Genomic DNA, 20,723 nt, shown 5'->3' with positions numbered 1-20,723 from the left:
CCTTCGGTGTGACGTCTTGGGGAATCGAGCCGGTGGCATGCGGCGATGTCCGGCGCATGCCACCGGCCCGGACCGGTGCCTCAGCGCAGGTATACGCTTCGGTTGCTGTGCGCCGGCGCCCGTCGGCTCTGCCTGCCCGACAGTTCCTGGTGTCAGGATGCCGAGCGCCGCACTCGTGCCGGGGTGCCCGACCACGTGGAGTTCGCGACCAAGCCCACGCTGGCCTGGCAGATGATCGCGGCGGCACTGGACGCCGCGATCAGCGGCCACTGGGGGACCAGCGACGAGGCTTACGGACCTGACCGTCTCGCAGACCCGCCGCCTGCTCTGGGCACTGTTGAACTCCCGATCACAACGCCCAGCAAGCTGCTGAGCTGGTCGAACTGGCTCAGACACCACCAGGCCACAGCCCGCAGCAGCCGCTATCGTCGCCGACTCGCGACCGGATAGATCGCAAAGTCACACCGGAGTACTAGTCAAACACCCAGTGACGCAGGGCTCTTTGATGGGTCATCATCGAATCGGGCGGGAAAGTCGGGCAACACGCGGTGCCCGCACCATACGGAGGAGGCGCGGAGTGCGTAATCGGGTGCGCGCAACGGACGGGCGGCATCTGGTGGTGGAGCGCCTGGGAGATCCCCGGGGCAGACCGGTCTTCCTGCTGCACGGAATGCCCGGCAGCAGGCTCGGTCCGGCTCCGCGCGGCATGGTGCTGTACCAGCGCAAGACACAGCTGATCACCTACGACCGGCCGGGCTACGGCGACTCCGACCGGCTGCCGGGCCGCTGTGTCGCCGATGTCGTTCAGGACGTACGGGCCATCGCGGACCACCTGGGGCTGGAGCGGTTCGCCGTGGTGGGCCGGTCCGGTGGCGCTCCGCACGCCCTGGCCTGCGCCGCGCTGATGCCCGAGCGGGTCACCCGTACCGCCGCACTGGTCGGGCTGGCCCCCTGGGGGGCCGACGGCCTCGACTGGTTCGAGGGGATGGCCGCCTCCAATGTGCTGGCGTACTCCACCGCGGCGGCCGATCCGGACGGGCTCGCGGAGTCGTTCATCTCACGGTCGGCGGTGATCAGGAAGAACCCGGTCAGCCTCATCGACGATCTGCGCCGGGAGCTGACCGACTCCGACCGGATGGTGGTCAACGACGCCGGGGTCCGCACCATGCTGTTGCGCAACTACCGTGAGGGGCTGCGCACTTCGGCATGGGGCTGGATCGACGACGCGATCGCGTTCAGCCGTCCGTGGGGGTTCGACCCTGCGGACATCACGGGTCCGGTGATGCTGTGGCACGGCGAGAAGGATGTGTTCTCGCCGGTGGGCCACTCCCGGTGGCTGGCCGAGCGCATCCCGAACTCCACCGTCGTGGTGGAACCGGCGGCCGCGCACTTCGACGCGCTGCAGGTCTTGCCCACGATCCTCAACTGGCTGCTGGAACCAGCCGTTTGCTGAGAAACGGACCCGGGAGGGACAGGAAGAGACAAGGAGCGTCCGGTGGCGGCCGGACGCTCCCTCGGCTCATACCGCCATCGGTTCCAGTTCGCGCTCGAACCGGCGCTCGTCCCGGGCGATCCGGGTCATCGGATGGTCGTCGCCCAGCTGCCGGGACAGTTCTTCGACCGTCTCCGTTCTCAGCCGCATCGCCTCGCCCTTGCGCCCCATCGCATCGAGCGTGACCGCCATGTTCGACATCATGGCCAGGGTCTCCGGGTGGTGCGCCCCGATGGCGTTCCTGAGCTGCCCCGCTACCTTCCGTTCGGTCTTCAGCACGATGTCGAGATCGCCCCGTTCGGCCGTCGCGTTGGCCAGATTCATCACGCAGAACAGGGTGTTGGGGTGCTCCTGCCCGTACACCTCCCGCATCGACGCGACCACCCGGGTCAGCACCCGCTCCGACTCCTCCACCTCGCCCGCCCCCAACTGGTAGACGCCGAGGTTGTTCAGGGCGGCCAAGGTGTACGGGTGCTTCTCCCCCGGCACCTTCATGTACTGATCGACGACCTCCTGTGCGGTGTCCCTGGCCTCGGTCGCCTCGCCCGCCGCGTACAGGTCGGCCGCCAGATTGAGGTCACAGGCAAGCGACTCCGGGTTGGCGGCGGTGTACTTGGCCCGGTACCTGGCACGGGTGGCCACGGTGAGCCTGCGGGCGTCCTCCAGTCTGCCCGCCCGGCGCAGCGACACCGCCAGGCTCTTCGCCGCGCTCAGCGTGCCGGGGAAAGCCCGGCCGAGCGTGGCCTTGTAACTGTCGTACGTGCGGCTGAGGATGCCGACCGCGTCCTCGTAACGCCCGACGTCACGCAGGTCGCGGGCCAGGTTCATGGCCGAGGAGAGGGTGTACGGGTGCTCCGCGCCGAGCACCAGGTCCCGCTTGTCGAAGACGTCCTGGTCGATCTCCCTGGCCCTGGAGTACTGCCCGATGGACCGCAGGGTGAACGCCAGGTTGTTGGCCGCCGCCAGGGTCCTCGGGTGCGAATCGTGGAAGATCTGGTTGAACCCCTCGGTCGCCTCCGTCGCCAGCTCGATCGCCCTGGTGTACTCACCGAGCGTGCTGAGGTCCGTCGCCAGGCTGCTGGTGCTCATGTACGTGTGCGGATGCTCCGGGCCCAGGACTTCCTGCTGCATCGCCAGGGTGATCTCGTCGAGCTCCCGCGCCTCCACATAACGGCCGCGCGAGCGGTAGATGTTGGCGACGTGGAAGCAGAGGTAGAGGTACTGGATGTCCCGCTCCCCCAGCGTCTCCTTCCAAAGGGCGCGCAGCTCCTCGCCGAGAGTGGCGGCGGTCCTGAAGTCACCTCGCTTCCAGAGATAGCGGATCCGGTCGATCAGCAGCCTGCGGGTCTCGGGATCCTTGCAGTTGCGGGCGTCGGACGGGCCGAGGTGCGGCCAGATCGTGGCGAACTGCGGCCAGCTCGCGGGGTTGTCGATCGGCTCGTTCTCGTCGTCGGGCCGGGCGCCCGCCAGGATGCGGTGAACGGCGTGCCGCGCATCCCGCTGCTCCTCCTCGCTGAGCTGCGCCCGGATGACGGCCTGGACGAGCCGGTGCACCTGGATGGAGTTGGAGACCTGGTCCACCTTGGCGAGGGCGAACCGGCCGATCTCCCGGATGACCCGGCCCAGCACCAGCTTCTCCTGGAGCGAGGCGTCGTACGGCTTCAGTGCCTCGATCATCTCCTTGCTGTACAGGAGGTTCCCCGAGATGGGCTCGGGGGCGAAGAAGGCGCAGAGCTGGAGCAGCCGCACCGCTGCGGGCGAGCGCTCCTTCAGCCGCTGGATGGAGATGTTCCAGGTCGCGGCGACCGGCTCGGGGTAGCCGGCCGGCTGGTTGAGCGCCAGGACCTCCGGGGCCTGCTGAGCCAGCTGCTCCAGATAGGTGTCGATCGGGGTGGCGGTCTCCGCGATCCAGGCAGCCGCCTGTTCGACGGCGAGCGGCAGGTCACCGACCGCGGTGGCCACCTGTGCGGCGTCCTCCTCGCTCAGCCCCGGGGCCCGGCGCTGCAGGTGCTCGATGGACTCCTCGCGCAGGAAGACGTCGACGGGCAGTGCGTCGCCGTGCTGGGACCATGCCTGGTTCCGGGAGGTGACCAGGATGTGGCCGGAGCCGCCCTGCGGGAAGTAGCGCCTGAGCCGTTCAGGGTCGTCGGCGTTGTCGAAGACCAGCAGCCAGCGGTCCGAGGGCACGCCACGCCGCAGCAGGTCCACGGCCTCCTGGGAGGCGGCCGCCATGTCGTCGCCGCCCTGGGCACCGAGCCGGACGGCGAGCTCGGCGAGCGCCGCCACCACGTCGTCGGTCTGCTCGGACGAGATCCACCAGACCAGGTCGTAGTCGGCCATGAAGCGGTGTACGTACTCCAGGGCGACCTGGGTCTTGCCGACGCCGCCGAGTCCGTACAGCGTCTGCGGCTGCGGGAGCACGACGGCCATTCCGCCGCCGAGCTGGTCGCGCATCCGCTCCAGGACCATGGAACGGCCGGTGAAGCCGGGGTTGCGCGGCGGTGCGTTCCAGATCCTGGGAACGGTGCCGGGGAAGCGCGGTCCGGGCGACACACCGTCGGTGAGCTGTACGGGCCGGTCCAGGGCGCGCAGCAGGGCGGTGGTGGCATGCACCTCGTCGAGCCGGAAGAGATCGACGGGGTTGCGGTCGATGTAGGGCGCGGACAGCCGGACGTCACCGACCCTGAGCGGCAGCAGATGGCGCCGGCCACCGCCGGGGTCCTCCGCCACGGCCCGGTCCCAGAGGTCCACCGCACGCTGCGACTTGAGGTAGGCGCTGGACAGCAGCACCACGGTACGGGCCGCGTTCTCGGCGGCCGGTTCCGGGGTCTGCCGCTCGGCGGACACATCGCGCGGTACGACACGGAACCCGGCCCGGGTGAGCACGGATTCGATCCAGTCGGCCCACATCCGGTTCTCCGCCACATAGCTGAGGAAGAGATCGGCGGGCAGCGCGGGCCTGCGCCGGGTGAACGCGTCACGAATGCGCAGCCGTACCTCTTCGCCGACCGGTGGCATCGAGGTGATCTGCTGGTCGGTGATGACGGAGGTCAGTCGTTCGAAGGCGGAGAGCAGTGAGTTGGTGAGGCCGGCCTCGTCGCCGAAGGTGGCGAGGGTCTCCTCGTAGGCGTAGTAGGGGCGGTACGGAATCTCCACCGCGCCCCAGTAGGCGGTGAGTTCGTCACCGGACAGGTCGCGCGGCAGCCGGTCGAACTTCAGCCGTGCCAGTGCCCGTCCGGCATCGGCCTTCTCCTTCTCGCCCTCGTCGATGCGCATCGGGACGGGGAAGATGGAGATGGGGCGGCCGGTGTATCGCTCGGAGATCTGCCGGGCGACGGAGGCCGCGCCGTCGATGGACTGGTCGCTGAGGGTGAAGCAGTCGACGAGGATGTCGGGCAGGTGGACGGTGCAGATGTCGGCGATGTCGCTGAGGCCGGTCCGGCTGTCGATCAGGACGTAGTCGTAATTGGCCTTCATGTCGTCGCGCAGGGCGTCGAAGAAATGGCCGCCGCCGAGCCGGTCGTAGAAGTTGTCCCAGTCGAAGGTGGAGACGGTCGCGGAGTATTCGCGGTTCTGCCGCCCGGCGGAGACGAAGTCGAGGGTGCCGCCGTGCGGAAACTCCCAGCCGAGCGCCTCGGGTGTGAGGGATACGGCGTGCGGCTGGATGCGGGCGTAGTCGCGGTGCCAGTCGTCGCCGCGCTGGGCGGGGCTGGTCGCGGCCCACGCGTACTCGGTGATCAGGTCGATGACGCCGGTGGTGGCACCGAGGGTCGACGGGTCGAGGAACGGGTGGAAGAACCGGTGGAGCCCCGGTGCCTCCAGGTCCCAGTCGACGGCCAGTACCCGTTTTCCGTTGGCGGCGAGTATCCAGGCGGTGTTGGCCAGGGCCATGGTGCGCCCGGTGCCGCCCTTGTACGAGTAGAAGGTGACGATGCGCCCGTCACGACCGGCCGTCATCCGTGTCCTCCGCATCCGTCGCTGGGTGATGTGTCTCGGGGATGTAGCTCGTCTGCGCCATCGGCCCCGTCAACCGTGTCCGTTCGGTGTGCCCGCCACCGGTGGCGGGCGGGTAGACCACCGCATGTCTCAGGTACTGCTGGGCCGCCGCCTCGACCACCTGCGGCAGGATCTGCCCGAATGCCTCCATGCTGGGTACGCCCTTGGCGGCGACACGGCAGTAGGCCCGTCCCTGGCGCATCTTGGTCGGCATGGTCTGTTCGAGTATCTCGGTCAACTCGGCCTCGGCCGCCCTGCTTTCGTGGTCCTCGCGGTTCCACGGCACGACCATCGTCACCCAGGGGCGGTTCTCGGCGTCGAAGGCGGCGAGCCGCCGGCGCCGGTCCTCGTCCTGCAGAGCCCAGCGGTCGACAAGCAGGATCTCCGGTCTGCTGGGCGGCTGTTTGCCCTCCGGGTGCCCGGACTCCTCGTCGAAGGAGGAGATGGTGGCCTGGTAATTGAGGGAGCGCACCAGGTCCTCGGCGACATAGGCCAGGGGGCGTGCGGCGGCCGGGTGGTAGGGGTTCCAGTCCTGCGGGTTGTCGCCGTAGTACTCGGCGTTGCGCCCTTCGGGCAAGTCGTGCCGGGTGGGGGCGGCGATGGTCACCTGCATGGAACGGGGGCCGCCGACCCCGCTGTTCGGCGGGCCGAAGGCGCTGGGGGCCAGTCGGTAGTCGACGGGTCGGCCGGTGCCGATCCGTATGGTGTCCGCGACGTTGACGATGCGCTTGGCAAGTTCGTACACCGCGCGCTCGTACTCCTCGGTGAAGAGCTTGAGCTTGATCAGTCCGTAGAGTCCGTCACTGACGTAACGGTCCCCGAAATCGCGGTGGTTGAACTGTAATCTCTCCGCAGGGCCCGGGAGTTGGCTCGGCGGTACCGGCACCCAGAGCGCCGGGACGATCGCCTCGGCGCGCTGGTTGGAGCGGGCCCGATGGTGTATGGCGCGCTGGGCGAAGGCGTACCACTCCTTGCCGCACATCTCGCTGGCGAAATAACGCGGCGAGAACAGGGGGACGAACACCCGGCAGGTGGCGAGCACCTCACCGAGCCGCTCCGACCAGCCCTCGCCGGAGCGTATATCGCGGTCGATGAACCCGGCGGGCGCGCCCGCGGGCAGATCGGTCATGGCCATCACATGGCCGCAGAGATCCTGGAAGAGCCGCTCGACCCACATATCGGGGTCCGTTCCACCGCCGTACCCCGGTGTATGTGCATAACTCAAGAAGAAGTACGGCCGATGGTCTGCCGCTCGCTGCTGCGTTGTTGCGTGCACACGACCCCCGTCCTGTGTGAGCACCCGCACCCGAGGAGTGAGGTGAATGCGAGCGAATTCATCATTCCGGAGCGGACGTTGCTCCACCCCCATGGCGTTCGGTCATTCAACGCCAATTTCCAGTCATACGTTCCCGATTTCCATCGATCACTCCTTGATCGAATTTGGTCTGCGTCTGTTCCTCCCCGTTTGCCTGTGCGTACCGACGGCCCCGACCGAACCGGAATGTCAGCCTCAGATCTCTTTTCGCATCTGATCCAGCAGCCGTTTCCCACTGACGGTCAGTTCGGCGGCGCCTTCCAGCGTGTCGAGGGCCTGTGGTACGCCCTCCAGATAGCTCGGCTCGAAAGCCCCCAACGCCATCCGCTCGTAGGTGTCGGCCAGCAACCGGGAAAACGGAACTGGTTCTTCCCGCCAGGGCATCCGATGTTCCCAGGAGCCGTCTGCCGAGTAAAGATCCGTGACATCGCGAAGCGCCCGCAATTCGGCCCGCCGAAATCCCCGCAGCAACGCGAGCGCCAACTCCTCTGCGCTGCCGTCCGGGGAGATCCCCAGGGCGCCGTATCCGTGCCGCCCGACGGCGGGCTGCGCCGGGGCGAGACAGGTCAGCGGCGTGAGGGTGGTGAGGCGGCCCGCCATGTCCCCGGTGCGCCCGGGCGCCTTCGTCTCGATCAGCGTCCAGGCCTCGCCGATCCGGGCCCCCAGGTCGGCGGCGGCCCGGTCGTCGAGGGGGTCCGCGGCGCCCACGGAGAAGCACTTGCGGAACGGGTCGAGGTCGTCGATCACGAACCCGGGCGTCGGACCGGGCGTCGCGAGCCGGAGCAACGGCCGCCAGCCGGGACCGGCCTCCTGCGGCCGCACGACCCGCAGCTCGGCCGGGTCGCTCCCTTCCCGCCGGACCAGGAAGCCGTCCTCGGTTGCCCGCACCAGTGCCGTGCCGTGCTCCCCCGCATCCGCGATACGCAACTCACCGAGGCCGGGCAGGAAGATCCTGCCGCCCGAGAAGGTCACCCGTACGGAGAGATCGAGGCCGCCCCGTACGGCGGCGGCCGCGAGATACGCCGGCATCCGGCGCGCCACCTGCACGGCGCCGGGCGGCTCGTGGACCAGCTCCATCGCGTACAGCAGCCAGCTGCGGGTGTACGGGTACGCCAGCACCTCGTCCAGGCCGCGGGCCCCCTCCTCGCACGCCTCGACGGTGGCGGCCAGCTCCCAGACGGCGGCCCACCGCTCACCGCCGCGCCGTCCGATGTCGGCATTCAGCCGGGCGAGCAGGGTACGGGTGAGGTCCTGCTGCGCGGCGAGCAGTTCGTCGGGCTGGGCCACGGCGGGCGCGACGAGGGTCGCAGCCGTACGCGCCTCGATGCCACGCACCAGGGCGGCCAGATCGGCGCAGTACACGGACGGGTTGTCGAATGCGCCGGACGGCCCTGTGGAGCGGTACCGGTGGGTGTACAGGCCACCTCCGCACGAACGTACGACCGGGCATCGGCGGCAGGTCTCGCTGACCCCGGCCAGTCCGAGCTGGCGGACCTGTACCCCGGGGTGGGCGGCCACCTCGTCGAAGGCGTGGGTGAAGACATCGAATCCGGTGGCTGCCGCGCCTTCGTAGGCGCTCTTGAGCGAGTCGACCTGCTCCAGCCGGCCGTCGGTCTCGACGACGACGAGGTCGGTAGGGGCGAGGCCCAGGGACTCGGTGAGGCTGGGGCCGCCGCTCAGCGTGGACAGCACCGAGGAGAAGAGCCGTACCGGTACCGGGCGTCCCCGCTCCTGCCAGTGGTCGAAAACCGCGAGAAGCCAGTCGGCGTAGGCGGTGGGTGAGCCGTCCGGGCGGGGCGGCGGATCGTCCCAGGTGGCGTGCGGGAGCAGGAAGTCGATGAGTGGTGGGTCGAGTTCGGCGAGTGCGTCGAGGACCGCGCGCGGGTCGTTCTCGATGTCGAGGGTGCACAGGAGCCCGAGGTAGAGGTGGCGGTAGCGCTCCTGGCGGAGCAGCTCGACGGCCTTGAGGACCAGGGGGTGGCTGCTGCGTCCGTCGGCATAGCGGCGGTGCCGGTCGTTGGCGGCCCGGTCTCCGTCGAGGGAGATGCCGACCCTGACGCCGAATTCGTCGAAGAGGTCGAGATAGCGCGGGCTGAGCTGGAGTCCGTTGGTGTGGATACGGAGGTCGAGCTCCGCGATGCCCTCGAAGGCGGAGGTGAGCTCTTCGCAGACGCGCCGCAGTCGGGCGGGGCCTGCCAGCAGAGGCTCCCCTCCGTGCAGGATCACTGACACGGAGGGCAGTTCATGTGTCCTGGCATGGTCGGCCAGGCGCTGAGCTGTCCGGAAGATGACTTCGTCAGAGATGGTCTTGGGGCGGGTGCGCCAACTCTGATCTGCATGTTCGTAGACGTAGCAGTGATCGCAGGCGAGATCGCACCTGCTGTGCACCTTGAGCACGATTTCGCGGAATGGGACCAGGGGTCCTGTCATTCCCTCAGTCTAGCCAGCGTGCGGCGAGACTCAGAGCGCGGAACTGAAGGTCGAAACCTGGGTCCTGCGATCAGTCGAGGCCGAGAACACTCGGCCGAGCTTCCGGGTGGCTTCTGCACCGCGAGTGTCGATCTCGGCGAGCGGCGTGCGGCCCTTCTTCGCGACGGCGAAGGCACGAGGGGATTCAGAGGTCTTCACGGCCATCCTTGAGGGGAGTGTTGCTGATCATGAACAAAGCAGCCAGTTTCTGTACAACTACAGCACCTGGCGGCTCGACTTTACTCCCCTGAACGGGCTTGGCAACTGCGGAGATCTACTCGTCACACGAGTGGCATACAGGCCCGCTCGAATGTAACGAGCGGCAACCTGGAGCTCACCTACGAGTGGCGGAAATCTGCTGGTGCGGCCGGTGAATGAGTCGACACATCTGTCGCAGACCGCTGCCCGGACAACACGTTCCACAGAAGTGGCGCACGTTCAGCCGCCCGGCGGGACCTCGGTCCCCCGCACGCCCTTCATGCAGTCCATGATCCGCTCGTGGGTGTCACCCACGACGTCCGTGATTCTGACGCGCACGTACAGGGACTGGACCTGCGCGATGAAGTTCTCCGAGAACGCGCCCACCAACACGGTGTCGTGGCTCCCGGTCCCCACCAGAGGGAAGCCAACCCCGAAGGCGATGAGCCGGAAGTCCTCGCCGACGACCAACCCGGCCTCGGTCAGCTGGTCAGAGGTGTCGAGGGCGCCGGCCCACGGCGCGTCCGTGGAGTCCTGCGCGCCCTTCATCACCACCCTGTAGTGCCAGGAATCGACCACGGCGAGGTGCTGACCACCGTTCATTATTCCAACGCGCCACGCAGGCGCGTCCGTCGCGAGCTGGCCCTTCACCCAGGCAGCCCGCCAGCCCAGATACGGCCTCACCGTGCGGGCGTACTGCGCCCGGGCCAGCACGGCTCCCGCCGCAACCGCCAGCAGACTGCCCAGTGACTCCGCATCGATCAGTTGCAGACGCCACGGCCACTCGGTCCGTGCCTCGGCCGTCACATTGGCCCGGATCGCCTCCCAGACCAGCACCATGACCAGCACGACGAGGAAGACCAACGGCGCAGTGAACAACAAGGGGCTCCGGCGGACACGCCGCTGAGCGTCGGACAGTGAAGCCATGCCGTCTCGGCCTGCCCGACTGCTCATCCCCGTCTCTCCCCCGCACAGTGATGGGCACCGAAGCACACTCCATCAGTAACCAGGCGTAAAATAAGGTCAGTTGGACCACGATCTCACAACACTCGCCATCGCACGAGAGGGAACCGCGGGACCGAAAACGACCGTTGGTGCGCTCGTGGCCGTTGCAGCGCCCGAGGCACCCCCCTACGCTCATGCCTCCACAACCGCAGACGGGAGTGAACATGACGGCGATTCCCGGCCCACTTCAGAGCATGGTGTTCAGGAACGCTGATCTGCCGGAGCTCTTCCATCACACAGACGCGATCGCCATCGCGAGCCAGCGGGAGTCGGTGAACACCACCCGAGTCCAGCTGATTCTACTGGTCATGGGCGCGATGCCGGCCGCGGCGCCCTGGCACGTGGAGGTCGCCGAAGCCTTTCAACTCACCGATGTCGTCAGCGTGTTGGCCTATACAGGTGTCCTGGTCGCGACGTATCTCACCGCTCGGCGCAAGGCAAAGTCGCAATGGCAGCTCAACCGTTCCGCAGCGGAGTTCATCAAGTCGATGTGCTGGCGCTACTCGGTACACGGCTCGCCTTTCGACACCACCATTCAGCACCCCGAGGCGATGTTCGCGAACCGCCTCGAAGAGGGACTTCAGGAGCTCCGGAAGGTGGGGTGGGCCGACCCCCGCGACCTGACGGCGGATTCGGGCGGGCTGATCACGGACTCCATGCGCGAGTTGCGGAACAAAGCGTTCACCGTGCGCAAGGAGACGTATGTACGGGACCGGCTGATCGAGCAGCGCAGTTGGTACCGCAGGCGTCAGGAGGTGTCCCGGCGGGGCACGCTCGTCTGGTCGACGGCCACTGCCGTACTCACGGCGCTCGCCCTGGTGTTCGCGCTGTTGCGGACGTTCTCCGTCACTCAGTCCTTCGCCCTGACGGGAATGCTGTCGGCCGCCGCGGCAGCCTGTCTGGCGTGGAGCGAGATGCGCCGCCACCACCCGCTGATCTCGGCGCACTCGCTGGTGGAGCAGGATCTGGAGTCGATGCAGGTGGCGATGGAGACAACGCTGACTGAGCGCCAGTGGCCGCGGGCGGTTTTCGAGACCGAGCGCATCGTCTCCCCGCAGCACACCGACTGGCTTGCGCGGCATCAGATGTGACGGATCTGGCAGATGAGGAGACGCGCGGCCGTATGCGAAGAAGCCGCGCGAACGGGTCAGGTGCGCTCCACGCCCTCGCGCCAGATCACGGTGACCGGGCGGCCCAGGCTGCGGGCGTACGTCACGATGTCGCCCGTGCCGCCGTAGCCACGGGCCGGCCTTCCGTCCCACACCGCGAGCAGCCGGTCGCAGTGGTCGGCGATGTACGCGCCCGCCGCGTAGTACGCCTCGTCGGTGGAGTGCGGGTAGCCCAGCCGGACCTCCCGGACCGCCCGGTCCTTGAGGGCCCGGTAGCGGGCGAGTTCGGCCGCGTCGGCGAAGCAGGATTCGTAGTCGCCGCTGGGAATGACCACGGTCAGATCCGCACCGCGGGCCAGGGCGAGATCGGCGAAGAGCTGGTCCGCCCCCACTGCCAGGCTGGAAAGGGCCTCCAGGGAGCCTTCGAAGCCGCAGAGCGCCGCCCGTATCCCGGCCAGCACATGGGCATGAGCCTCCTGCGGGATGCTGCGGTGGCCGGTCACTCCGATGCGTTTCACGGACCTGGAACCCCCTGAGGTGTCTGCCGGGGGTTCCCGGAGGGCATCCCTCCGGAGGGCACAGCATCCACCCCCGTGTGTTCCTGCATGACCGACCTGCCCCACATCCTCTCAAAAGCCGCGGGGTGAACGGGAGTCCCCACCCGGGATTCGGGCAGGGACTCCGTCTCGGCCGACTGCTCGATCGAGGGCCGGGCCGGGGGCCTCAACAGCTGCAGTCGCAACCGCAGCATTCGCACGATTCACAGCAGTCCCCGCAGTTGCAGCAGCAGTCGCACCCGTCGCAGCAGTTGCGCCGACTGCACAGTCCCTCGCGGCGCCGATGGGTCCACGGGTCGTTGAAGGTGCCGCAGCACATCTGGCAGGTGCAGGCCAGTCCAGCCCACACCAGGCAGCCCGCGATCGGACCACGCCGGTCGCGCGGGGGCTCGGGCGGGGGCTGCGGCGGGCCGACGGGGCTGCCGGGGCTCGGCGCGTACGGATTGCCGGGCAGCGCCCCGAAGGAACCGTCCTGCCGCACACCTGACGGGGGAACAGTTCCGTCCAGTGTTACGCCATCCGCCCAATGCGAGCAGGCCGTGGTGCCGAACGCCCGGTCCACCGACTGCCGCAGTTCGTGCACCAACAGCACATGGGCCAGCTTGTCGTCCGTGAATTCCGCGTCACGCAGCGCCAGCCGTACGCCGTGCAGCGCGTCGTCACAGAGCCGTCGGGCCTCGGCCCGCGAGGTGCCGGTCGCGGTGAGCGGGTTCCAGGCACCCGTCGTGGCGTCAGCTTCCTGGTCCTCGACGGCATCCAGCAGATGCGCAAGGCGTCCGAAGAGCCGGCCCGCCTCGGCCAGCGGCTCCGCGTTCTGCGGCTTGCCCGCGAGTATCGCGGTGTGGGCGAAGGCGGCCGCGGTGGCGGTCTCGGTGGGTTCGGTGACCGTGAGCAGCGGGGTGCCGGGCCCGGCGAGCAGCTCGATGCCGGTCTGCCGGTCGACGGCGTCGACGAGCAGCGCCGTGTCGAATCCGAGCTGTGCTCCGGTGCGCGCGCCGGCCCGGTCCCAGCCCGCGGCGACCCGGCGCGCCGCGGCGGCGACCGGGCGGCGCTTCAACAGGCCGTCCCGGTCGGCGACGTGGTCCCGTACCTTCGCCGATGCCAGCACCAGGGAGACGGCGGCGGCCAGCCTGGCTCCCTCGCCGCGGGCGACCGGGGCGGTCCGCATGGCACGCAGCGGGCAGGGCCCCGCGGTGCGTCGCCATCCGGTGGTGCGCTCGGACTGAGCCTCCGTCAGAACCGAGACGATCAGGCCGTCATAGTTCGTAACGATCCGGGCGAATTGCCCGTGATCGGAGCGAAGTGCGAGACAGAGCCCGCAGAGATGGGCCATCCACTCGACCCTGAGCCCTTCGGTCAACCGGTGGGTACAGGGCCTGACGATTCCGAACACGACGATCCCCCGAGAGTCGTTCATCTCTGCGCCACGCCCGTACGTATGCGCGATGGGCATCGTATCGGGCTTCCCGTTCACCCATACGTCCCCCATGTCACCCATATGGACCGGTACATCACATTTTCTTTCTTTCAGGCCCCTGATGCAGGAGGAACCTTGACGAATCACCACATCTTCTGCACCAGTACCGTCACGAATCCCCTGTGCGCCGACTATCCACTTGGCGCACGATCCGCATCATGGACGACCATAGGGATACGAAAAAGATGCGGAACGCCACGGAACCGCGGTGAGAGGAGGCGTCCATGGGATCGGTGCGCAGGGCGAGTGCCTGGCTGGGCCTCGTAGAGGACAACGACGAGCGGTATTACGACGACGACGAGTATGCCGAGGGTGCGCAGACCGGGGCCGGTCAGGCCTGGGTGACCGACCCCCGGGTGCAGGTGGCCTCCGAGACGGCCGAGGAGACGGGCCGCCGGATCGCCACCGTCACCCCGGACAGCTTCCGGGACGCCCGAGCCGTCGGAGAGCTCTTCCGGGACGGCGTCCCGGTGATCGTCAACCTCACGGCCATGGACCCCACCGACGCCAAGCGCGTCGTGGACTTCGCCGCGGGGCTGACCTTCGGACTGCGCGGCTCGATCGAGCGCGTGGCCACCCGGGTCTTCCTGCTGACCCCGGCCGACACCCAGGTGGTCAACGGCGAAGCCGTCGGCCGGCCGGCCGACGGCTTCTTCAACCAGAGCTGAGCAGGGCGCTCGCCGGACCGGTCTACCGGAACGCGTCGAGGCCGGTGAGCGCCTTGCCCAGCACCAGCTGGTGCATCTCCACGGTTCCTTCGTAGGTGAGCACCGACTCCAGATTCGTCGCATGGCGCATCACCGGGTACTCCAGCGAGATCCCGTTGGCGCCGAGGATCGTGCGCGAGGTACGGCAGATCTCGATCGCCTCCCGCACATTGTTGAGCTTTCCGAAACTGACCTGTTCCGGTCGGAGCCTGCCCGCGTCCATCCGCCGGCCCAGATGGTGGGCGAGCAGGATGCCTTTGTGCAGTTCCACGGCCATGTCCGCGAGCTTGGCCTGGGTGAGCTGGAAGCCGGCGATCGGTTTGCCGAACTGCTCCCGGGTCTTCGCATAGTCGAGGGCCGACTCGAAGCTGGCGCGCGCCGCGCCCATGGCTCCCCAGACGATGCCGTAGCGGGCATGGCTGAGACAGCTGAGCGGGCCGCGGAGACCGGTGACCCCGGGGAGCACGGCGTCGGCCGGCAGCCGTACCTCGTCGAGGACCAGCTCACTGGTGACCGAGGCGCGCAGGGACCACTTGTGCTTGATCTCGGGCGCCGAGAAGCCCGGGGTGTCTGTCGGCACGACGAATCCGCGGATCCCGCCGCCCGTGCCGCCCTCGTCGGTCTGCGCCCAGACGACGGCGACCCCGGCGACCGAGCCGTTGGTGATCCACATCTTGCGGCCGGTGAGCACCCAGTCTTCGCCGTCGCGCTTGGCGTACGTCCGCATCCCGGCCGGGTCGGAGCCGTGGTCCGGCTCGGTGAGGCCGAAGCAGCCGATGATCTCGCCGGCCGCCATGCCCGGCAGCCACTGCTGCCGCTGCTCCTCGGAGCCGAAGCGGTGGATGGCGTACATGGCGAGCGATCCCTGTACGGAGACCAGGGAGCGGATTCCCGAGTCGGCCGCTTCGAGTTCGAGGCAGGCCAGTCCGTACTGGACGGCGGTGGCGCCCGCGCAGCCGTATCCCTGCAGGGACATGCCGAGGGCACCGAGAGAACCGAGCTCGCGGGCCAGCTCGCGGATGCCGGGCAGCTCGCCGTTCTCGTACCACTCGGCGATGTGCGGCAGGACGCGGTCGGTTGCCCAGTCGCGGACCGTGTCGCGGATGGCGAGGTCCTCGGCGCCGAGCAGATCGTCGATGCCGATCGGGTCGGCGGGGTCGAAGGGCGGGAGCTTCGAGGACGGAGTGGTAACCATGAGTGTGCCTCCGGCGGCTCGCACGATGCTAAAACTAGCAGTGTTAGTTATGGCCTCGCGCCGACGTTACGGCTCAGTGCCCCGCCCGTCCAGAGCCGGTCGCCTCGGCGGGTCGGCGCCCGGCGGGCAGCGGGTGCGGCCGCTGCGTACGGCCGGCGACGGGCGCCTCGTGCGGACCGTGGAATTCCAGCGCCTCGCCCTGGGGTTCGCCGACACCCGGTGAGGGGCACTCCATCACCCGCGGCAGCCGCAGCGCGGCGAGCGCTCCGACCAGCAGCAGGGCCGCGCTGACCAGCAGCGTGACATGCAGCCCGGCGATAAAGGAATGGCGGGCCGTGGAGCGCAGCACCTCACCCAGCGGACCGCCCAGCCGGTCCGCCACCTGGTATGCCTCACCCAGTGAGTGGGAGGCGGCCTCACCGTCCTTGGCAGGGACGCCCTCTTCGGGAAGCTTCGCGAGCCCGGAGGTGTAGACGGCGTTCATGACGCTGCCGAGCAGGGCGATCCCCATGCCCGCGCCCAACTGGTAAGAGGTCTCGCCGATCGCCGCCGCACCGCCCGCCCGGTCGGCGGGGGCCTCACTGAGCATGGATTCGTACGCCCCGAAGAGCGTGGACTGCAGCCCGAAGCCGAGTGCGACGAAGGCCACGGTCAGCAGAACGGGCCGGTCGTGCTGCCCCATCGCGGTCAGGATCAGCACGGAGGCGGCCGTGAGTACGAAGCCCCAGCCGACCATCCGTCGCGGCCCGATGCGGCGCAGGGTGTACGAGCCGGTGGCGCCCGCAGCCATGGCCGCGAAGGTGAGCGGAAGCAGCCGCAGCCCGGTCTGGAGCGGGCTCAGGCCGAGGACGAGCTGGAGGTACTGCACAGCTACCAGTTCCAGTCCGACCAGCGCCAGCATGGCGAGGACGATGCAGCCCACCGCGGTCGAGAAGGCGGGCCTGGCGAACATCCCCATGTCGATCAGCGGATGCGCACGGCGCTTCTGACGGCGCACGAAGGCTATGAGCAGCACGGCCCCGATCAGCAGCGAGGCCAGTGTGGCCGGGCTCAGCAGCCCCTCACCGGTGCCCGCCCGTTTCACGCCCAGGACCACACCGAACACTCCGGCCGCGGCCATCAGCGCACCCATCACATCCCAAGGGCCGTCGTCGCTGCCGCGTGACTCGGGGAGCAGCAGGCGACCGACCGGCAGGACCAGCGCCATCAGCGGAATGTTGATCAGAAAGACCGAGCCCCACCAGAAATGCTCGACGAGAAAGCCGCCGATGACCGGTCCGGTGGCGGCGCCGACGGCGGCGACCGCCGTCCAGACGCCGATCGCCACGGCCCGTTCGCGCCGGTCGGGGAAGACCTGCCGGAGGATCGACAGCGTCGCCGGCATGATCATCGCTCCGCCGACACCGAGCAGAGCACGCGCCGCTATCAGCACGCCGGGGCTGTCGGCCATCGCGGCGATCGCGGAGGCGACACCGAAGAGGGCATAGCCGAGCAGCAGAATGCGGCGCCGGCCGACCCGGTCGCCGAGAGTACCGAAGAGGATCAGCAGCGAGGCGCAGACCAGTGGATAGGCATCCACGATCCAGAGCAGGCCTGCGGCGCTGGGCCGCAGGTCCTCGGTGACGGCGGGGACGGCGACATGGAGCACGGTCGCGTCGAGTGCGACGAGCAGCAGACTGAGGCAGAGAACGACGAGGACGACCCATCGATTGGCACCGTCGGCGGCTGAGCGCAGCCGGAATCGGGCTGTGGTCGTCCCGGACATGCATGTACCTCCCAAAAGGTCCCTCGCGCTCGGCAGGCCAGCCGTGGATGCAGCGGTTCGCTGCCCCTCGGGGCCCGGCATCGACGGGCGAGTGATCCGTCAGCGTACGCGAGTTCGGCGCACTCACACGTGGTCCACCTCATACCTCGATGGGCCGTGGAGTGTGGTGTGCGCCACGCCAAGCCGCCGCTCGGAACCCGCTCGGACCTGCACGGACGGCCTCAGCGCCCGGCACAGAAGGTACTCGGCGCGGCTCCCGGGGTACACGCCGGGCCCACGTCGCGAGCGCTCGGTAACCGGGCGGACACCATCCGTTTCCCCCTCTGTGAGGGCGGAGAAATTCATACCGGCACCTTCTGCGCTTTTCTGTCCGCACTCAAACACCCTTCCGAAATGAGTGCGAAATCAATAGTGCAGAAACCCGTCGACACGCTTCTTCGGGTCGGGAATTAAGGCCCGGATGAGACATAGTCCACATCACATCGTCATCACAAAGAGGCCGGATCGACCTGTTCGCACACTAACTCGCTGTAACGTCGATTGGGTGCGTACCGACATCTTTGCCCGCCTGGACCGGGAGCCGGAGCCGCCGAAGATAGAGCCACCGCGGATGAGCCGTCACCGCATCGCTCTCTTCTGCGGGACGTTGGCGTTCTATCTCGCCATCGTCGTCGCCGTGCTGACCTCTTCCTGGCTGGTGACCCTGGACTGGAAGGTCATGCTCTTCCGGCCGTATCAACAGTGGCCGGAAATCCACGCCTTCCTCGACTACTACATCGTGCTCGGCCAGCGCGGCCCCACCGCCACCATGGTCGCCTGCTGGCTCGGCTGGCGCTCCTGGCGGCAGCACACACTGCGGCCCCTGCTCACGCTCGGCGCCTCGCTGCTGCTGCTCAACGTGACGGTCGGCGCGGTCAAGATCGGCCTGGGGCGGCTCGGCCCGCACTACGCGACCCAGATCGGCTCCGCGGAGCTCTTCTCCGGCGGCGATATATTCCCTTCGGGCCACACCGCCAACGCAGTCGTGACCTGGGGAATCCTCGCCTATCTGGCCACCACCCCGCGGGCCAGGCGCTATCTGTCGGCCCTGTCGGCGATCGTCTCGCTCGGCGTCGGACTCACCACCGTCTACCTCGGCACGCACTGGCTCAGCGATGTGCTGCTGGGCTGGGCCGCGGGGCTGCTGATCCTGCTGGGCCTGCCCTGGGTCGAGCCGCTGATCACCCGGGCCGAGGCCTGGATCTTCGCCCAGCGCGAGAACCTGCGGGGCCGCAAACGTCCCGTTCCTTCTCTGCCCGTCGCGGCCGGAGGACCCCGGACCGCACAGCTCCCGCAACTGGACGGCGGCAACGCCGTGGCGGAGAGCCCCGTGCTGGAGCCAGTCGCCGCGGGAGGACACACAGCGACCGCAACGGACACGGTCACGGGCACCCGCTCGCGTGCACACCCGGCGCCCGCGTCGCATTCGGCGCATCTGGTGCGCTCGGAGCGGACCCCGGTCACCCCGGCCGGCAGCCGTCGCCCGCCGCACGCGGACCGTACGCCACGCGGCGGCACCACACCCGCCCGCCCGATGACCGGCGGCTGAACACCCCAGGAGCAGCGGGGCCGGTACGCACAGCCGCTCCCCCGCACAGTGAAGGCCCCGACTTCGGTCGGGGCCTTCACTCATGCCGGGGGCCCGGAGCTCAGGGTCTCTCAGCCCACCCAGCAGCGGGTGACGACGGCGTCGGCCACCTCGAAGTTGATCCGTCCGCTCCGGAACTCCATCGTGATGATCGCGCCCGGCGGCAGGGATCTGACGGTGCTCCAGCCGTGCCTGCGGGCCCGCCGTTCAGCCGCGTCGGCGGCGAGGCCGACGTACGCACCAGGTGTGTCGTCGGGCTGGGCGGAAGGGGTCGGTATGGGTGCCATGCCTCTCACCGTAGGCGGCCACGGACCACGACGAAAGCCAGGGCGCCTGCCGCCGCACGGCATCCTCACGTCCTCCGGCGGTCACGCTTGTGTCACAGGATCACGACACGCATGCCGCTCGAAATCACGCCACCCGAGCATGCGGCCCTCGACCGGACGCACAGTAATCACACAGGCTGAGAAACGATCAAGCAGAAGGACCGAAAACAAAGCGGAATACCCCGTATGGAACAGCTGGAATTTCGCGTCGAATGGCCTGTCTAAATGAGCATGCCACCGGGAGTTCACGCTTCCTTATGGCAGCCTTATCTTTTGGTCACAAAATCCATACCACGCGGCGGTGGACGGCCGCGCGCTGCCGCCCGTATAGCGGACAACCCGAATCGTCCCGTATGGGGACGCCGATGGAAACGCTCAGCCCAGGGCCCGGGACAGCCGGTCCCTGGCCGCCTTGATCGCGTCCTTGAGCTCCGGCGGTTCGACGACCTCGAAGTCGATCCCCAGCAGCATGATGTGGATGACCAGCACATCGAGACTCGCCGCCCCGGTGCGCAGCAGACAGCTGCCGGAGCCGTCCGCCTCCAGCACCCCGGAGGACGGTGAGATCCGTTCGGCCGCGCGCTCGATCCGGGCCTTCAGCCGGATCACCGCGTGCGTCGCGTACACGGTGGTCGAGATCCCCTTCGCGACGTAGGCTGCCAGATCCTCGGCCGGTGCGTCGCGGGGGACGAATCTCGGGCCGTGCGGCGGCGTGGGTGTGATCCGGTCCACGCGGAACGTGCGCCAGTCCGCGCGGTCCAGGTCCCAGGCGACGAGGTACCAGCGGCGCTCGGTGCACACCAGCCGGTGCGGTTCGACGGACCGGCGCGACACGGAGCCGGAGTGGTCCCGGTACTCGAAGCGCAGCCGCTCGCTGTCCCGACAGGCTCCGGCCAGTTCCGTGAGGGCACCCGGATCGGCGGTGGACACGCCGGGTCCGCGTAGCAGCGGCACGGTGAAGGTGTTCAGCGCGTTCACCCGGCGCCGGAGCCGGTTCGGCAGCACCTGTTCGAGCTTGGCCAGGGCGCGTACGGAGGTCTCGCCGATGCCCTCGACGCCGTTGCCCGCCGCGGTGCGCAACCCGACAGCGACGGCGACGGCCTCTTCGTCGTCGAGGAGGAGCGGCGGCAGCTGGGCACCGGCGCCGAGCTGGTATCCGCCGCCGGTGCCGGGGCTGGCGTTGACCGGGTAGCCCAGTTCGCGCAGTTTGTCGACGTCACGGCGGACGGTTTGCGGTGTGACTCCGAGCCGTTCGGCGAGATCGGCGCCCGACCAGTCCCGGTGTGCCTGGAGCAGTGAGAGAAGGCGCAGCAGTCGTGCCGAGGTCTCCAACATGGGGCGAGTCTGCCAGGGGTTGCGGACAATCTGCGTCCGCAACCGGGTACCGGCGGTCTAGTGCGTGTATCGAAAGTCTCGTCTGGCCGGGGGGCGGACGACGCCACTTTCGAAGCGCGCCCTAGTACCGCGACGGGGCAAACCTTGCCT

16 protein-coding genes are annotated in these 20,723 nt (G+C 68.7%); 5 read left to right on the top strand and 11 right to left on the bottom strand.

Annotation, left to right across the window (positions count from 1 at the left end; all coding sequences use genetic code 11):
* The first annotated feature begins 45 nt into the window (after positions 1-45).
* A complete protein-coding gene (locus ACH4EW_RS16305; protein ID WP_398257017.1) occupies positions 46-450 on the top strand; it encodes a transposase in 405 nt (134 codons plus the stop codon).
* A 127-nt stretch (positions 451-577) separates the two neighbouring features.
* A complete protein-coding gene (locus ACH4EW_RS16300; RefSeq protein WP_398257014.1) occupies positions 578-1,453 on the top strand; it encodes an alpha/beta fold hydrolase in 876 nt (291 codons plus the stop codon).
* 66 nt (positions 1,454-1,519) lie between these two features.
* On the opposite strand, the gene fxsT is transcribed toward ACH4EW_RS16300, so the two are convergent.
* The 5 genes from fxsT to ACH4EW_RS16275 form a co-directional block, all read right to left on the bottom strand.
* Positions 1,520-5,449 carry an FxSxx-COOH system tetratricopeptide repeat protein gene (fxsT, locus tag ACH4EW_RS16295; RefSeq protein WP_398257011.1) on the bottom strand — a complete coding sequence of 1,310 codons (3,930 nt, stop codon included), beginning with the start codon at positions 5,447-5,449 and terminating at the stop codon, positions 1,520-1,522.
* Positions 5,433-6,788 carry an FxsC protein gene (gene fsxC, locus ACH4EW_RS16290; RefSeq protein WP_398257647.1) on the bottom strand — a complete coding sequence of 452 codons (1,356 nt, stop codon included), beginning with the start codon at positions 6,786-6,788 and terminating at the stop codon, positions 5,433-5,435. The genes fxsT and fsxC overlap by 17 nt, the downstream gene beginning before the upstream one ends.
* 210 nt (positions 6,789-6,998) lie before the next feature.
* A complete protein-coding gene (fxsBH, locus tag ACH4EW_RS16285; protein WP_398257008.1) occupies positions 6,999-9,233 on the bottom strand; it encodes a radical SAM/SPASM protein FxsBH, inactivated beta-hydroxylase extension form in 2,235 nt (744 codons plus the stop codon).
* A gap of 30 nt (positions 9,234-9,263) precedes the next feature.
* Positions 9,264-9,437 carry an FxSxx-COOH cyclophane-containing RiPP peptide gene (gene fxsA, locus ACH4EW_RS16280; protein ID WP_398257005.1) on the bottom strand — a complete coding sequence of 58 codons (174 nt, stop codon included), beginning with the start codon at positions 9,435-9,437 and terminating at the stop codon, positions 9,264-9,266.
* 273 nt (positions 9,438-9,710) lie between these two features.
* The gene (locus ACH4EW_RS16275) at positions 9,711-10,352 is read right to left on the bottom strand and encodes a hypothetical protein (RefSeq protein WP_398257002.1); all 642 of its coding nucleotides are present in this window, start codon (positions 10,350-10,352) and stop codon (positions 9,711-9,713) included.
* 317 nt (positions 10,353-10,669) lie between these two features.
* On the opposite strand from ACH4EW_RS16275, the gene ACH4EW_RS16270 reads away from it, so the two are divergent.
* Positions 10,670-11,566: a DUF4231 domain-containing protein gene (locus ACH4EW_RS16270; protein WP_398256999.1), complete on the top strand. Its 897-nt coding sequence runs from the start codon at positions 10,670-10,672 to the stop codon at positions 11,564-11,566.
* 56 nt (positions 11,567-11,622) lie between these two features.
* On the opposite strand, the gene ACH4EW_RS16265 is transcribed toward ACH4EW_RS16270, so the two are convergent.
* Complete coding sequence (locus tag ACH4EW_RS16265) at positions 11,623-12,102, bottom strand: hypothetical protein (protein WP_398256997.1); 480 nt, start codon at positions 12,100-12,102, stop codon at positions 11,623-11,625.
* Between the two features lie 205 nt (positions 12,103-12,307).
* Positions 12,308-13,558, bottom strand: coding sequence for a DUF5685 family protein (locus ACH4EW_RS16260; RefSeq protein ID WP_398256994.1), 1,251 nt, complete (start codon positions 13,556-13,558; stop codon positions 12,308-12,310).
* 284 nt (positions 13,559-13,842) lie between these two features.
* On the opposite strand from ACH4EW_RS16260, the gene ACH4EW_RS16255 reads away from it, so the two are divergent.
* Positions 13,843-14,286 (top strand): cell division protein SepF, encoded by a 444-nt coding sequence (locus tag ACH4EW_RS16255; protein WP_398256991.1) that lies wholly within the window; start codon positions 13,843-13,845, stop codon positions 14,284-14,286.
* Positions 14,287-14,308: 22 nt separating this feature from the next.
* Here ACH4EW_RS16255 and ACH4EW_RS16250 read toward each other — a convergent pair whose 3' ends face one another.
* Both ACH4EW_RS16250 and ACH4EW_RS16245 read right to left on the bottom strand, forming a co-directional pair.
* Complete coding sequence (locus tag ACH4EW_RS16250; RefSeq protein WP_398256989.1) at positions 14,309-15,520, bottom strand: acyl-CoA dehydrogenase family protein; 1,212 nt, start codon at positions 15,518-15,520, stop codon at positions 14,309-14,311.
* A gap of 73 nt (positions 15,521-15,593) precedes the next feature.
* Positions 15,594-17,285 (bottom strand): MFS transporter, encoded by a 1,692-nt coding sequence (locus ACH4EW_RS16245; protein WP_398256986.1) that lies wholly within the window; start codon positions 17,283-17,285, stop codon positions 15,594-15,596.
* A gap of 544 nt (positions 17,286-17,829) precedes the next feature.
* On the opposite strand from ACH4EW_RS16245, the gene ACH4EW_RS16240 reads away from it, so the two are divergent.
* Positions 17,830-18,873 (top strand): phosphatase PAP2 family protein, encoded by a 1,044-nt coding sequence (locus tag ACH4EW_RS16240; RefSeq protein ID WP_398256983.1) that lies wholly within the window; start codon positions 17,830-17,832, stop codon positions 18,871-18,873.
* Positions 18,874-18,983: 110 nt separating this feature from the next.
* Here ACH4EW_RS16240 and ACH4EW_RS16235 read toward each other — a convergent pair whose 3' ends face one another.
* Positions 18,984-19,199, bottom strand: coding sequence for an I78 family peptidase inhibitor (locus tag ACH4EW_RS16235; RefSeq protein WP_398256980.1), 216 nt, complete (start codon positions 19,197-19,199; stop codon positions 18,984-18,986).
* A gap of 414 nt (positions 19,200-19,613) precedes the next feature.
* Positions 19,614-20,573: a helix-turn-helix transcriptional regulator gene (locus ACH4EW_RS16230; RefSeq protein ID WP_398256977.1), complete on the bottom strand. Its 960-nt coding sequence runs from the start codon at positions 20,571-20,573 to the stop codon at positions 19,614-19,616.
* Positions 20,574-20,723: the final 150 nt, after the last annotated feature.

The sequence above is a fragment of the Streptomyces sp. NPDC018000 genome (assembly GCF_044328025.1).
Taxonomy (GTDB): domain Bacteria; phylum Actinomycetota; class Actinomycetes; order Streptomycetales; family Streptomycetaceae; genus Streptomyces.
This window is presented reverse-complemented; position numbering and strand designations above follow the sequence as displayed.

Excerpts from the sequence above, each read along its gene's own strand:
- ACH4EW_RS16230 (WP_398256977.1), bottom strand. The coding sequence starts at position 20,573 with ATGTTGGAGACCTCGGCACGACTGCTGCGCCTTCTCTCACTGCTCCAG.
- ACH4EW_RS16260 (WP_398256994.1), bottom strand. The coding sequence starts at position 13,558 with ATGAACGACTCTCGGGGGATCGTCGTGTTCGGAATCGTCAGGCCCTGT.
- ACH4EW_RS16250 (WP_398256989.1), bottom strand. The coding sequence starts at position 15,520 with ATGGTTACCACTCCGTCCTCGAAGCTCCCGCCCTTCGACCCCGCCGAC.
- fxsA (WP_398257005.1), bottom strand. The coding sequence starts at position 9,437 with ATGGCCGTGAAGACCTCTGAATCCCCTCGTGCCTTCGCCGTCGCGAAG.
- ACH4EW_RS16305 (WP_398257017.1), top strand. The coding sequence starts at position 46 with ATGTCCGGCGCATGCCACCGGCCCGGACCGGTGCCTCAGCGCAGGTAT.
- ACH4EW_RS16245 (WP_398256986.1), bottom strand. The coding sequence starts at position 17,285 with ATGTCCGGGACGACCACAGCCCGATTCCGGCTGCGCTCAGCCGCCGAC.
- fxsT (WP_398257011.1), bottom strand. The coding sequence starts at position 5,449 with ATGACGGCCGGTCGTGACGGGCGCATCGTCACCTTCTACTCGTACAAG.
- ACH4EW_RS16235 (WP_398256980.1), bottom strand. The coding sequence starts at position 19,199 with ATGGCACCCATACCGACCCCTTCCGCCCAGCCCGACGACACACCTGGT.
- ACH4EW_RS16255 (WP_398256991.1), top strand. The coding sequence starts at position 13,843 with ATGGGATCGGTGCGCAGGGCGAGTGCCTGGCTGGGCCTCGTAGAGGAC.
- fxsBH (WP_398257008.1), bottom strand. The coding sequence starts at position 9,233 with ATGACAGGACCCCTGGTCCCATTCCGCGAAATCGTGCTCAAGGTGCAC.
- ACH4EW_RS16270 (WP_398256999.1), top strand. The coding sequence starts at position 10,670 with ATGGTGTTCAGGAACGCTGATCTGCCGGAGCTCTTCCATCACACAGAC.